This is a genomic window from Cryobacterium sp. M91, assembly GCF_002929615.1.
Taxonomy (GTDB): Bacteria; Actinomycetota; Actinomycetes; order Actinomycetales; family Microbacteriaceae; genus Cryobacterium; species Cryobacterium levicorallinum.
In genome coordinates this window covers 17,770-31,281 of record NZ_PJJT01000080.1, presented here as the reverse complement: position 1 = coordinate 31,281, position 13,512 = coordinate 17,770, and the positions used below count along the sequence as shown (strand labels likewise).

General features: G+C 64.9%; 13 protein-coding genes. 9 read left to right on the top strand and 4 right to left on the bottom strand.

All coding sequences use genetic code 11. From position 1 onward, the window contains the following. The first annotated feature begins 85 nt into the window (after positions 1-85). The gene (locus CXY80_RS07210) at positions 86-832 is read left to right on the top strand and encodes an ABC transporter ATP-binding protein (RefSeq protein ID WP_199182236.1); all 747 of its coding nucleotides are present in this window, start codon (positions 86-88) and stop codon (positions 830-832) included. Next, positions 829-1,563 carry an ABC transporter permease gene (locus CXY80_RS07205; RefSeq protein ID WP_104132088.1) on the top strand — a complete coding sequence of 245 codons (735 nt, stop codon included), beginning with the start codon at positions 829-831 and terminating at the stop codon, positions 1,561-1,563. The genes CXY80_RS07210 and CXY80_RS07205 overlap by 4 nt, the downstream gene beginning before the upstream one ends. A 9-nt stretch (positions 1,564-1,572) precedes the next feature. On the opposite strand, the gene CXY80_RS07200 is transcribed toward CXY80_RS07205, so the two are convergent. Further along, positions 1,573-3,033 carry a glycoside hydrolase family 1 protein gene (locus tag CXY80_RS07200; protein WP_092450409.1) on the bottom strand — a complete coding sequence of 487 codons (1,461 nt, stop codon included), beginning with the start codon at positions 3,031-3,033 and terminating at the stop codon, positions 1,573-1,575. A gap of 175 nt (positions 3,034-3,208) precedes the next feature. Between CXY80_RS07200 and CXY80_RS07195 the strand changes: the two genes are divergently transcribed. The 4 genes from CXY80_RS07195 to CXY80_RS07180 are packed head-to-tail and all read left to right on the top strand — an operon-like array spanning position 3,209 to position 7,446. Beyond that, on the top strand, positions 3,209-5,503 hold the full coding sequence (locus CXY80_RS07195; protein WP_104132087.1) for a hypothetical protein: 2,295 nt from the start codon (positions 3,209-3,211) through the stop codon (positions 5,501-5,503). 26 nt (positions 5,504-5,529) lie between these two features. Continuing rightward, on the top strand, positions 5,530-6,456 hold the full coding sequence (locus tag CXY80_RS07190; RefSeq protein ID WP_092450413.1) for a Ppx/GppA phosphatase family protein: 927 nt from the start codon (positions 5,530-5,532) through the stop codon (positions 6,454-6,456). Positions 6,457-6,489: 33 nt separating this feature from the next. Further along, positions 6,490-7,041 carry a dihydrofolate reductase family protein gene (locus CXY80_RS07185; protein ID WP_092450415.1) on the top strand — a complete coding sequence of 184 codons (552 nt, stop codon included), beginning with the start codon at positions 6,490-6,492 and terminating at the stop codon, positions 7,039-7,041. A gap of 12 nt (positions 7,042-7,053) precedes the next feature. Beyond that, a complete protein-coding gene (locus CXY80_RS07180; protein ID WP_104132086.1) occupies positions 7,054-7,446 on the top strand; it encodes a RidA family protein in 393 nt (130 codons plus the stop codon). A gap of 298 nt (positions 7,447-7,744) precedes the next feature. Here the strand turns inward: CXY80_RS07180 and CXY80_RS07175 are convergent, their stop codons facing one another. The 3 genes from CXY80_RS07175 to CXY80_RS07165 form a co-directional block, all read right to left on the bottom strand. Further along, the gene (locus tag CXY80_RS07175) at positions 7,745-8,377 is read right to left on the bottom strand and encodes an ArsR family transcriptional regulator (RefSeq protein ID WP_146070697.1); all 633 of its coding nucleotides are present in this window, start codon (positions 8,375-8,377) and stop codon (positions 7,745-7,747) included. Positions 8,378-8,511: 134 nt separating this feature from the next. After that, on the bottom strand, positions 8,512-8,892 hold the full coding sequence (locus tag CXY80_RS20705) for a GNAT family N-acetyltransferase (protein WP_092453059.1): 381 nt from the start codon (positions 8,890-8,892) through the stop codon (positions 8,512-8,514). A 218-nt stretch (positions 8,893-9,110) separates the two neighbouring features. After that, on the bottom strand, positions 9,111-9,509 hold the full coding sequence (locus tag CXY80_RS07165; RefSeq protein ID WP_104132084.1) for a VOC family protein: 399 nt from the start codon (positions 9,507-9,509) through the stop codon (positions 9,111-9,113). A 148-nt stretch (positions 9,510-9,657) separates the two neighbouring features. On the opposite strand from CXY80_RS07165, the gene CXY80_RS07160 reads away from it, so the two are divergent. The 3 genes from CXY80_RS07160 (at position 9,658) to istA (ending at position 13,433) form a co-directional block, all read left to right on the top strand. Beyond that, positions 9,658-10,314 carry a GNAT family N-acetyltransferase gene (locus tag CXY80_RS07160; protein WP_092453053.1) on the top strand — a complete coding sequence of 219 codons (657 nt, stop codon included), beginning with the start codon at positions 9,658-9,660 and terminating at the stop codon, positions 10,312-10,314. 593 nt (positions 10,315-10,907) lie between these two features. Next, positions 10,908-12,116: an IS30 family transposase gene (locus CXY80_RS07155; RefSeq protein ID WP_233195118.1), complete on the top strand. Its 1,209-nt coding sequence runs from the start codon at positions 10,908-10,910 to the stop codon at positions 12,114-12,116. 72 nt (positions 12,117-12,188) lie between these two features. Next, positions 12,189-13,433, top strand: a complete 1,245-nt coding sequence (gene istA, locus CXY80_RS07150) for an IS21 family transposase (RefSeq protein WP_369828653.1) — start codon at positions 12,189-12,191, stop codon at positions 13,431-13,433. The last annotated feature ends 79 nt before the right edge of the window (positions 13,434-13,512 follow it).

Sequence of the window (13,512 nt, the reverse complement as noted above, 5' to 3'; positions counted from 1 at the left end):
GGTACCCGCTTTCAACGTGAAGCACCGCGGAATCGCCCATTGTGGGCTTGACAGGAAATGTGCAGCGGCGGAGAGTTCGGACACGGTGAACACATCCGCCCCCGCGGTAGACGTGACCGATTTACACGTGCGACGGGGAAAGCATCCGGTGCTGCGTGGGCTTACCGTCACTGTTCCCCGCGGAGTCGTGGTGGGGCTGCTCGGTCCGAGCGGATGCGGCAAAACCACGCTCCTGAGAGCGATCGTCGGCGTGCAGGTGGTGCAGTCCGGCACAGTCACGGTGCTCGGCCTGCCAGCTGGCGCCGCCCCGCTTCGGCACCGCGTGGGCTATGTGACACAGGATGCGAGCGTCTACGACGACCTCACCGTGCGGCAGAATCTGCACTATTTTCGCGCCGTGCTCGGTGCCCCGCGCCGGGACGTCGACCGGGTGTTGGCCCTGACCGATCTCACGGCACAGGCCGGCCAGCTCGTCGGATCGCTCTCCGGCGGACAGCGCAGCCGGGTCTCGCTGGCCGGAGCGCTGCTCGGCTCTCCCGATCTGCTCGTGCTCGACGAACCGACCGTCGGACTCGACCCCGTGCTGCGGGTCGAGCTGTGGACACTGTTCCATCAACTCGCCGCCGTCGGAACGAGTCTGCTGGTCTCCAGCCACGTGATGGACGAGGCCAACCGGTGCGACCGGTTGCTGCTCATGCGGGACGGCGAGATTCTGGCCGATGACACCCCGGCGGGGCTGCTCGCCGCGACCGGAACCAGCGATACCGAGGGGGCGTTTCTGGCGCTGATCGCGCAGCATCCGCTCGGCGAAGCCACTGGGAGCGTCTCATGACGCCGCAACGCACCCTCGCGACGGCCGGCCGGGTGCTCAGCCAGGTGCGACATGACCCGCGCACGATCGTGCTGCTACTCGTGGTGCCGAGCCTGCTGATCGGGCTGCTGGCCTGGATTTTCTCGGACACTCCCGTGTTCGCCACGATCGGACCGGGCATGATCGCCCTGTTTCCGTTCATCGTGATGTTTCTCGTGACCAGCATCACAACCCTGCGCGAACGCCGCACCGGCACGCTCGAGCGGCTACTGTCGATGCCGCTCGGCAAGGGCGACCTGATTCTCGGCTACACGCTCGCGTTCGGGCTGCTCGCCGTGGCCCAATCGGCCGTCGCGGTCGGGTATGCGGTGTGGGTGTGCGGGCTCGAGATCAGCGGATCGATCTGGTTGTTGCTCGCGGTCGCGGTGGCCGATGCGGTGCTCGGCACGTCCCTCGGCCTGCTGGCGAGCGCGTTCGCCCGAACGGAGTTTCAGGTCGTGCAGTTCATGCCGGCGCTGGTGTTTCCGCAGATTCTGCTCGGCGGCATTTTTCTGCCGCGCGAGCAGCTCCCCGATGTGCTGCGAATGATCAGCGACTGGTTGCCGCTGTCGCACGCGATCGATGCGCTGCAGGCGGTCGCGGCCGATTCGCAGGACGCCGCCTATGTCGGCGGGGAAGTGCTCATCATCGGAGCGTGGGTTGTGGGCGCCGTCGTGCTCGGGTCGGTGACGCTGCGGCGGCGCACGCCGTAGTTGGCCGCCTCAGCGATTGGTCAGCGCGTGTTGCAGCCAACGGTAGCTCGACTTGGGCGTGCGCGTGCGGCGGTCGTCGGCGAAGTCGACGTGTACCAGACCGGTCGGCTGGGTGTAGCCGTCATCCCACTCGAATCCGTCGAGCAGCGACCAGAACGCCACACCGGCGAGGTCGACGGCAGCGGCCGGGGCTCCGGTCGCGGTGGCGTCGAGGGCGGCCACGAGGTGTTCGGCCAGATAGTCGATGCGGGCGGGATCGTGCACCTGGTGGCGGGCATCCGCCTGGTCCCAGAAGGCGCCGCCGGCTAGTGAGAGGTAGACGGGGGGCAGGTCGGGGTAGCGTTCGGCCAGTTCGGAGAGCGCCACGGCGAGGTACCCGGGAGCGTTAACGTCGCCGGTGGAGGTCGTGGGGTGTTCGCGGAACGGCTCGAGGTGGAACGGCCATGAGGTGACGGGGATCGGCTGGCCGTCGGGGGTCTTCAGCACCGTCGCACCGGCGGCGATTCGGGCCGGCCCCGTGTAGCTCAGCCCGTAGAAGTCGAGCGGCTGCTGGATCGTGCGCAGGTCGGCGGGGTCTGCTTCGAGCAGGGTGCGTAGTTCGACCGCGAATGGTTCGAGCGGGTCTGGATAGTGGCCGAGCAGCACCGGGTCGGCGAACAGGCGGTTCTGCAGCAGGTCGTAGAGGACCGCATAGGAGCGGTCCTGATCGCGGTCGGTCGCTGATTGCACCGGGGTGTGGGAGTTGACCAGACCGATGCGTCCGCGCACGTCGGCGGCGCGCAGGCCCTGCACGGCAAGACCGTGCGCGAGCAGCTGATGGTGCGCGGTGGGCAGCGCGTCGAAAAGCAGGGTGCGACCGGGTGCGTGGGTGCCGAGCGCGTAGCCCCTGGTGGTGACCGTGGCTGGCTCATTGAGGGTGACCCAGGCGTCGATGCGGTCACCGAACGCCTCCCCCACGGCATGGGCGTAGTCGGCGAAACGGCCGGCGGTGTCGCGGTTCAGCCAGCCGCCCCGCAGGGCAGCCGGCAGATCCCAGTGCGAGAGAGTGGCGGTAGAACGGATGCCGTCGGCCAGCAACGCATCCAGCAACCGATCGTAGAACGCGAGTCCGTTGCGGTTGAGGGGGCCGCGGCCCTCGGGCTGCAACCTGGTCCAGCCCAGCGAGAAGCGGTAGGCATCGACGCCGAGGTCGCGCAGAATGGCGGCATCCGCTTCGTAATTCTTGATGTGGTCAGCCGAAACGGAGGCGTTCGAGCCATCGCGGATGCGTCCGGATCTTTGACTGAAGGAATCCCAGACGCTGTCGCCACGGCCGCCGTCGCGAGCGGCTCCCTCGATCTGAAAGGCGGACGTGGCGACGGCCACCTCGAACCCGGTCGGCAGGCCATCGCCGAGCTCGCCGGCGCGGTGTTCCCAGTCCCGGGCAGCGACGGCGCGTGTGGAGGCGGGGGTGCGGGGCGTGGGATTCATCAGGGTGCGGCTCTCTTCGGCGGTCTCATGCTGGGCATCCGCTTCATATAAAGGGTGTCATGTTTACCGGCGGGCGGCGACAGCGCGAAGAATTCCCTCGGTTTGTTACATTCTGCGGGCGCGGGAGGTTGACTTTACCGCCCTCTGCCCATCAAATTGGGGCAGGGGGTGAGTCATGTCCGAATCGACTCGGGTCGAAGCATCGGGCGCAACGGCGCGTCCGCGACGCTCCCGCAGCTCAGCGGCCGTCGTCGCCCTTCTGCTCGGGTGTGCGATCGTCCTCGCCGGGCCCATGCTGGCGACGGCGCAGGCAGAGGAAGCCGTAGTGACATCGTTGGCTGAGGAAACGACACCCGAGCCGACTCAGGAGAAAAACCTGCAATCGACACCGGAATCGACCGCTCCGGCCACCGAAGAACCCATCCCGAACACCACGACCGATCCAGCTACGACGAGGCCGCTGATCGAGAGTCCCGGCAACGGGCAGTTCATCGGCAGTAACCGTACAACTGTGTCTGGGTCGAAAGCGCTCGATCAGGAGATTCAGTTGTTGTCGCCGCGCGGCGGGGACCCGCTGTGCATCGTCGATGACAAATCAACCTCCTGGAGCTGCAGCAACCTCTACCTGCAGAACGGTCCGACGATCAAACTGCGCGTCGTTGTAACCGGCGATGCCACCCTGAGCGACGAGATCACGGTTGCCGTTCTGGGTGCACCGACCGTGCGGGGCGGCCGCAGCGGCTCCGAGTCCGACGGCTGGGTTCGCGGAACCGGGCATCCCCAGGCCACTGTGACGGCGTCGCTGGGGACCGAAGACTCATGCTCAAGTGACGTCGACAACTCGGGTGCTTGGGCGTGCCTGTTCGAGGGCACGCTCAAGAGCGGAAGCCGGGAGGTGACAGCGAGCCAGCGTTCGACCTTCAGCAGCCCGTCATCGTCGAATTCGAGCGAGCCGGTCACGATTGTCTTTGACCTTCAGGGCCCAGCGGCTCCGGTCGTGACGACTCCTCGCGAGGGCGCCCAGGTGCCCGTCGCGGGAACCGAATACACCGGCACCGGCGAGACCGGCGCAACCGTCACCGTGTTCGCTGGCGCCTACTCGGTCTGCACCGCCGAGGTGACCGCCGGGGCGTGGACCTGCTTCGCCGGGGGCGTGGCTGCGGGTTCGTACTCAATCATCGCCGTGCAGCAGGATTCCGCCGGCAATGTCGGACCGGGCAGCACCCCCGTGACGGTCCGCTATGCCGCTCCGAGCACCGCCACACCGACCCCGACGCCGACCCAGTCCGCCTCGGAGACGCCAGCGGTCACGCCGGCTCCGAGCGCATCGGCTTCGCCGTCGCCCGACGGTGCGGTTGGCATACCGGGTGACACAGCGGAGCCGACGCCTTCCGCGGCGCCCCAAACGCAGGAACCAGCACCGGAAGCCGCTGCGGAGGAGTCGGCGGACGACTCGGCGGGGGCATCCACTTTCACCGGCCGGTGGGATGACCCGACCCGCTTCGCACTGCCGATCGGGCCAAGCGCCACCAGTTCGCCATTCCCCTGGTTGCAGGCCGGGCTGCTCGCCCTGGGCGCCCTGGTGCTGATCGCTCTGCCGCTGCGGATGCTCGCGGGCACCATCTCCCGTACGCGCGGCGGCCGTCCGTTCTGGTCAGGGCCCACCCTGGCGGGTCGCAATCGGGTGCGCGAAGAGTACGAGGTGGCACCGACCGTGCGACTCAATCGGTGGCTGCGCGGTGGCGCCGCGCTCGTCGCCGCCGCAACCTTCGTCATGCTGTCCGGACCGGTGGTGGATCAGCCGGCCTACCTGCGCCTGCTGGTCGCGGTGACTATCGGGCTGGTGTTGGTCAACGGGGTCGCCATTCTGGTGCCGCTGTGGTGGAGTTCCCGCGTGCTGGAGCTGCGCGGGGCGGTCAGGTTTCTGCCGCGCTACCTGTTGCTGATCGCGGCCGCGGCGACCGCCTCGCGCGTCTTCGACGTGCACCCGGCCCTGCTGTTCGGCCTGCTCGGCAGCGTGAGCCTGTTAGCCAAAGCGGATGCTGGTAGCGCGCAACCGACGCCGGCGCAGCGCGGCCAGCTTGCGGCAGTGCGGGTCGGCGCCCTCTCCCTGTTTGCCGTGCTCGCCTGGTCACTCGGAGCACTTCTGCCCGCCGCCAATGATTTCACGACCTCGCTCGTGGCGGAGACGGTCAACACGATCGTGCTCGCTTCAGTCGGCTCGGCCGTGCTCATCCTGGTGCCGATCGGTCACACCAGTGGGCGCAGCATTCTCGCCTGGTCACCGCCGATCTGGACTGGCCTGACCGTGGTCGCCTATGGAATTTTGTTCGCCGCGCTGGCCCCGGCGATCGATCAGCTGCAGAGCAGCGGCTCTGGCACGGTGTTGTGGATCGTCGCCGCGAGCTTCGCGGCCCTGTGCGCGAGCGGCTGGGTCTGGCAGCGCTTCGTCGCTCCCGCGCAACGCTGACCCGGCGGAGGCAGTATCGTACAAATGTGCGCCTTGGAGTCCTCGATGTCGGTTCGAATACCGTCCACCTGTTAGTTGTCGACGCGCACGAAGGCGCCCCGCCGGTGCCGATGGCCTCCGACAAGAGCGTTCTGCGCCTCATGCGGTACATCACGCCAGAGGGTGCCATCAACGACGAGGGTGTCGCGGCGGTGCTCTCTGCGGTGCAGCATGCAGCGGATGTTGCCCAGCAGCACAATATCGACGAGTTGTTGCCGTTCGCCACCTCGGCCCTGCGCGACGCGACCAACGGTCCGGAACTGCTCGACCGGGTCGAACGGGAAACCGGTGTCGCCCTGCAGGTGCTGTCGGGCGAGGACGAAGCCCGGCTGACCTTCCTAGCCGTGCGGCGCTGGTATGGCTGGTCGGCCGGCAACATTCTGCTGTTCGACATCGGCGGTGGATCGCTCGAGATCGCGGCCGGCGGGGCTGAGTTTCCCGAGGTAGCGCTGTCGCTGCCGCTCGGCGCCGGGCGCAGCACGATCGGTTTTCTGCACCACGATCCTCCCCTGCCGGAGGAGGTGTCTGCGCTGCGCAGGCATGCGGCATCCGTTTTGCGCGATGCGGTCGGTGCCTTTGCGCGGCTGCCGGCACCGCACCACATCGTCGGGTCGTCGAAGGCGATTCGATCACTGGCCCGACTGGCCGGAACCACCTCGGACGGCGTCGGCGCCGCCGATCGCTTGCGGTTGGGTCGCGCGGAGCTCGATGACTGGGTGCCGCGTCTCGCGCGTATTCCTGCCGAAGCCCGCCCGGCGCTGCCCGGTATCACCGCCGACCGCACCTTTCAGATCGTGGCCGGCGGCATCGTGCTCGGCGCGGCAATGGCCGCGTTCGGGGCGGCGGAACTTGAAGTGTCACCGTGGGCGCTGCGCGAGGGTGTCATCCTGCGCTATCTCGACCGACTGAGGTAGCATTTTCGCTCACCGACCCCTGGAGCGATTCGCATGCGAAAACTGACCGCCGGCTTGTTCATGTCCCTGGATGGCGTCGTGGAGTCGCCGAACCTGTGGCAATTCGACAGCTTCGACGAGGAGCTGGGCGTTGAAATGACGGCCATGATCACCCGGGTCGACACCGTATTGCTCGGCCGGGTGGGCTACGAACAGTGGGCCGGTTACTGGCCGAACGCCGAACACGACGACCCGTTCGGGGCGTTCATCAATCCCGTAGAGAAGTTTGTCGCGTCGCGTACTCTCAATGGTGACCTGGCCTGGCAGAATTCCACGCTCATTCCGGGTGATCTGAACGAGTTTGTGACCAACCTGAAGAACACCGAGGGCGGTGAAATCTCGGTGGTCGGCGGTATTTCGCTCGTGCGGCAGCTGCTCTTTGCCGGTCTGCTCGACTCACTGACCGTTATGACGCACCCTGTGATCGCAGGCGTAGGGCGTCACCTGTTCGAGCCGACCGACCCGGTCACCCGGCTGACGCTGCAGACATCTTTATTGACGAGCAGGGGAAACGCCCTTCTCACCTACGGCCTGCGCACCGACTGAAGGGACACCAGCATGACTTCATTGCCGACACCGATCGACCGGCCCGAGCTTTTTCAGAGCCCTGCCTTCGCGCAGGGCATGATCGCCCCGGCCGGGCGCACCCTGGACGTCGGCGGGCAGAACGGAACAGACGGCACCGGCGCCCTGGCCGACGGGCTCGGCGCGCAAACCGAACAGGCGCTCCGCAACGTGCTAGCCGTGCTCGCTGAGGCCGGAAGCGGGCCGGAGTATGTGGTCAAGCAGACGATCTATCTCGCGACCGGAATCGACCCCGGGGAGGCCTATGCCGCCACCGCTGCGGCGTGGGGCAACCGCCGTACCGCGGTCACGGTGCTCGCGGTCACCCCGGCACGGGTGGGCGCTTTCGCGGAGATCGAGGCCGTTGCTGCGGTCCCTGCCGGCTGACGCACGGACTGTCACGTTGTTTTGGTGTGGTGCCCCCATTGGGACTTGAGACCATTTGGGAGGCCAATGGCCACCCGCGAGCAGGCCACTTCCGCATAAAATCAACGTTTTTTGGTCACTTGGGTAGTGGTACAACCACGTCATTTTCCTACCTTTGTGGGCAATGTGTGCGCAAAATGTGGGCAAGTCCGAGGGCCTTTTTTCGGTGCGTTTGCTTGGGTGCATCAGGACATCTCTGACGGTCATCGGGACATTCCTGACAGGAAATAGATGACGGTGTGACGCGTCCACGGCGGCGTCAATTCCCAATGTCCTCCCGAAGTTCAAGGCTCACGATCGGACGCTCGGTCAGGGTGCGCAGGAACGGGTCCGTGCTGGCGGCCTCCCACGCGGCCATGCTGACTATTCGCACGTTCACCTCGCGCCCCAGGCTGGTGCCCGCGAGGTGTGCCGCTTCATTGACCGCACCACGGGGCGGGATGCCGACAAGGAGTACATCGATATCTGCCGGAGCGTCCCCCGGCTCCCCCGCACGGCGGGCGGCCCAGGAACCATAAATGAATGCCTGATCGATTCCGGATATCCCTGACAAATTCTGAGGTATCACCACAGCCGGCCCGTACGTCAGGGCAAGCAGCTCTGCGAGGGGCCGAAAGGCCGGCGTATCAGCGCGCACTCGCACCTCGACAGACTGACCGCGCTTCTCCGTGCTGGCAAGTCCCATCTGGACGATGCGAGAGACTTCCCGGTGAGCGCTCGCATACGGCGACTTAGCGGCGCGCGCAAGTTCCGCAATCGTAAATGACCGATCCGCATTCAGAAACAGCCGTGCGAGAATTTCTCCCTGCGCATCTGACCGGAAGAGCGGGCTCAGCGCTGGCGCCCGTATGTTCACATACGCGATAATACTATCGGCTATGTGGATAAACAAGCCGGGAGCGTTGGCATGGGCACTCGGCACAACAACGCATGCTGGAGTTTGTGCCGCAACAGAGTCTTGGGTGTTTCGTAAGTGGAACCCCTTACGGGAAAGGCGCAAAAGTCAGGAAGTCAGGATTCCTCCCGTCACATCCTCCAAGGTTCGCTAGGAGGTGATTGGGATTGCCACCGGATTTCACCATCTTTCCTCGAAAACGTCGCCTGTAGCGCTTGATTTTGTGCGACGCGCATGGACGCGCGATTGGCCGGGAGAATGTGTGCCGTGAAGCGGTGGACTCCGTTGGATCGCAACCATTCGAGCATGGCCTGGGCTGCTTCGGAAGCAAACCCGCGTCCCGGCCAGCTCGGTGAAGTGACCCAGGCTGTGTCGGCGGTGAGCCTCGTCCCGTCATTCTCTACAGTTGCTTGGACGAATCCCACTGGCTCTGCTCCATCACGCTGAATGACGATCCAGTTCAACCACCACTGCGAGCGGTCCGCGGAGTGCCCCCACGACTTGAGCGGCATAACGGTTTTCTAACTCCCTCAGTGACGGCGCTTCCCCACCAGTGAATTCGTACAAAGAGGGATCGGCTAAAACGTTTACCATCGACGACGCGTGCGCAACCGACAGCGGTTCCAACAGGAGGCGCGCAGGTGTCAGAGTTTCAGCTGTCGGCGGCATCTTCATCCATTGAGACTGGCACAGTCCTGCAGCTCGGGGTTGGAAACCCGAAGGCGGTGCGTCAGCGCGGCGCTGTGGCGACGACTTCGACCTTTGAACCGGCTTCATCTTCGAGGTACGCGGCGTAGTGGTCGGGGCCTCCTGCGTGGGGGTACCGATCCGCGTATAGCTCGGTCCAGCCGTGGGTTGATGCCCGACCGACGATGCGGTCGACATCAGCTGAAGTCCCTCCATGGAGGGCAATGTGGTTCATTCCGGGACGGCGACGATCATGCTCATCGGCGGAGACGGCGGGCGGTCGAGTGACGACTATGTAGACCTCGCCGCATCGCCAAGAGATGCCAGTGTTCCATTCCTGATCGATGGACCAGCCGAGCACCACAAGCAGCCAGCCCCACGATGTTCGCGCGCTGTCCAGGTCACCAACCCAAATCTCGATGTGATGCACCCCAACTGCCATGTCATCATCGTTCCATAAACGTCACGGGTGCCTGTGCCACGGAGGAACCCCGCGCGGGACGTCTCGACGCAGCGTTATTAGTCGCAAGGTTGACAAGCGCCGTTCGGTTGAACTGAGGCACGCAGTTCAAGACCAATAGGCTGATGAAATGCCAGAACCGATGGAAAACTTATGGCCGCCCTTTGGACTCACAGTCACCTGCGGCCCGGTGACCTTGACCCCTGTTCGCGACTCCGACCTGCCAAGCCTCGTAGCGCTCGCCCAGTCCGGGATCCATGCACGGACCGAGATGCCGTTCGGGTTTCCGTGGACCCTGGGGTCCACGGACGAGGTTCGGCTGAGACTCATGCAGTATCACTGGGCGCAGCGAGCGGCGATGGAGCCGGCGTCCTGGACGCTTGAGACCACGGTCCGATTCAACGACGAGATTGTCGGTTGCCAAAGCATTTCCACCAGAGACTATCTGATCACTCGAACGGGTGAAACGGGGTCCTGGCTGGGCGAGAAACATCACGGGCAAGGAATCGGCACCCTGATGCGTCAAACCATTGCGGCCTTCATGTTCGACCATCTCAAGGCCGCCGAGGTCACCTCGGCCGCCTTTACCGACAATCCGGCGTCGCTCGCGGTATCGCGCAAAGTTGGCTACCAGGACAACGGCGTCGACCGCCTCAAAAGGCGCGACGGCGAAGTAGCCCTGAGCAAGAAACTAGTTCTAACGGCAGAATCGTTGAGCCGCCCCAGGCATCAGCTCAAGGTCGACGGCGCCAGCCAACTGCAGAAGTTCCTCGGGCTGACTCCATAGAACCGGGTCGGAGTCGGGGGCCGCACAGCGATCGTTCCCGTCTTCCCCTCAGCGTCGGCGACGCTCATCCCACCATTCGGGCGGGAGATTGCACAAGTTCGAGGAGAGGACAAGATCCCGTGGGTACTGTCCTCGGTACCTCGAGGATGCCTAATCGCCACCACATCACAAAAAGGAACCACATGACAAATGTCCTCCCGACGCCTATCGACGCCTATCGACGCCGGTGCTGCCGACCACCTAGTCGGATTGCATCTGCCTGACATCGCCCTTGCATCGACATCGGGCGGAGATGTGAGCATCAGAAACATTGTTGACGTCGACTGAAAATAGGGCCAGTATCGCCTTGGGTTCTACTGGTCGTTGCAACACCCAGACTCTTGGGAGTTTGCATGACATGGTTAAAGTCGGCCAATGAGCCCTCGACCGACGAACAGAAGCCGCGCGCGGACAAGGCGTCTTTTCTGATCTTGCTGGAGCGTCTTGGGGACGTGACTGCTGCCTCGGCTGAGCTTGGCATCAACCGGGGCGCTGGCTACCGTTGGGCGCGCAGCGTTGGGATTCGCGGACCGAAACCGCACCCTGGGCGCGAGATGTTTCGTGAGCTTCGCGCGGCCGGCACCCCACGCCGGGAGGCGGCCGCTTTGGCCGGGGTCGATATCAGGACTGCCGTCGACTGGGACAAAGAGATCCGTAAATCGAACAACCGGCGTATCTACCCAGACGGCCGCGTGATCGAGTACACAGGAAATGTGAACCGCACTCCGACAGCAAAAGCCATCGAGCTCGCCGCGCTTGAGAAACCAATCAATGTCCGCTACCTCTCCCTAGTTGAGAGAGAAACGATCCGGGATCTTCATGTTGCCGGCGGCTCCCTGCGAACAATCGCCACATTGATGAGCCGGTCCCCGTCCACGATCAGCCGCGAAATAGCCCGAAACCGTCAACCCGAACACGGGGAATATCAGCCCTACTCCGCACATCGACTAGCCGCCAGTCGTCGTCCGAGGCCTAAAGAATTGAAATTTCATTCTGAGGTTCAGCTGCGCGAATACGTTGCCAAGAAACTTGGCGTGCGCTGGTCTCCCGAGCAGATCAGTCAGGCCCTGATCAGGGAATATCCGACGACCGACACCATGCGGGCAAGTCCTGAAACAATCTATCAAGCCCTCTATTCTCCAGCCCGCAGCGGCCTCCGCCGGGACCTCACCGCGAAGTTGCGCACCGGCCGATCGCGACGCAAACCCCGAAGAAGCACCGACACACGCCGGTCACGATTCGTTGACCCGATGACAATGATCTGCGACCGTCCCCCGGAAGTGGAAGACCGATCCGTTCCCGGCCATTGGGAGGGTGATCTCATCACCGGCGCCCACAACAGGAGCGCGATCGCCACGCTTGTGGAACGCACGACTCGCTTCGTGATGCTCGTGCACCTGCCCGTCGATCACACCGCCGAATCAGTTCGCGACGGCCTCGTGGCTGCGATGAACAACCTCCCCGCACATCTACGCGGCTCTCTGACGTGGGATCAAGGTGTCGAGATGGCGCATCACACCGCCATCCGCCTTGGCACAAACATGGACGTCTACTTCTGCGACGCAGCCAGCCCCTGGCAACGCGGATCCAACGAGAACACCAACGGCCTACTACGCCAGTATTTCCCCAAGGGCACCAACCTCTCCACCTACACCGCCGACGACTTACGCGCCGCAGCAGACGAGCTCAACGAACGCCCACGGAAAGCGCTCGACTGGGACACCCCCGCCGAGCGCTTCGCTAAACTGCTGACTACTGAATAGACCACCCGGTGTTGCAACGACCCCTAGAAACCGCCCGCCGACTGAAAACAGGGCCACCAGCCAGTATGGAGGGTGATCAATATGGATGATTGGGCGAAGATACGCCAGCTGTTTTCAACGGGCCAGCACTCGAAGCGCGAGATCGGCCGACTCGTCGGCGTCTCGCGGGGAACGGTCGATCGGGCGTTGGAGTCGGACCGGCTACCGAAGTATCAGCGGGCCGCGACGGGGTCGAGTTTTGACGCGTATGCGGCGCAGGTCCGGGTGCTGTTGGCCGTGACGCCGCGGATGCCCGCCTCGACGTTGGCGGAGCGAGTCGGCTGGTTGGGGTCAGCGTCGGTGTTCCGAGACAAGGTCGCCGCGATCCGACCGGAGTATGTCCCGCCGGACCCGGCCGATCGGCTGGTGCACGAGCCCGGCAAGCAGGTGCAGTGCGACCTCTGGTTTCCGCATGAGCCGTCGCCGCTGGGCCATGGACAGGAGGGCATGCCGCCGGTGTTGGTGATGACGTCGACGTTCTCCGGGTTCTTCCAAGCAATTATGTTGCCCTCGCGAACCACGTCGGACCTGCTCGGCGGGATGTGGTTGTTGCTGCAAGCCGCCGGCGCCGTGCCGCTCCGGCTGACCTGGGACAACGAGACTGGCATCGGCAAGGGCAAACTCACCGAACGCACCGCCGCGTTCGCCGGGACCCTCGGCACCGAGATCAAGCTGCTCAAGGCCCGCGATCCGGAGTCGAAGGGCATGGTCGAGCGCCGCAACCGGTTCTTCCGATCGTCGTTCATGCCGGGGCGGCATTTCGCATCGCCGCAGGACTTCAACGAGCAGATCACTGACTGGCTGCCGCTGGCGAACGCGCGTCATTCCCAGTCGCGGCGGGCGCGCCCGATGGATTTGATCGAGCAGGACCGCGCGGCGATGCGCTCGCTGTCGCCGGTGGCGCCGGATGTGCTCTTTCGCAACACGGTGCGCCTGCCGCGGGATTACTACGTCCGGGTGCTCTCCAACGATTACTCCGTCGCGCCGGCGATGATCGGCCGCCTCGTCGATGTGACGGCGAGCCTGGACACGGTCAACGTCACCCACAATGGGGTGAACGTGACGTCTCACGAGCGGGAATGGGCCCGCGCGCTGACGGTGACCGACCCGGAGCATGTCGGGCAGGCCGATGTTCTGCGGCGCCAGTTCCAGTCGCTGCGGCATCGCCGACCGCAACCGACGGTCGCGTTCGTGGAGACGGCCAGCCTGGCGTCCTATGACCGGTTGTTCGGCGTGGATACCGGCCCTGAGCTGCGCGACATGGACGTGGTCGCATGAGCGGCGCCGCGGCTTCACAGATCGAGTACTACGCCCGGGCGCTGCGCGCGCCGAGGATCGGCGACGCGTTCCGCCGCCT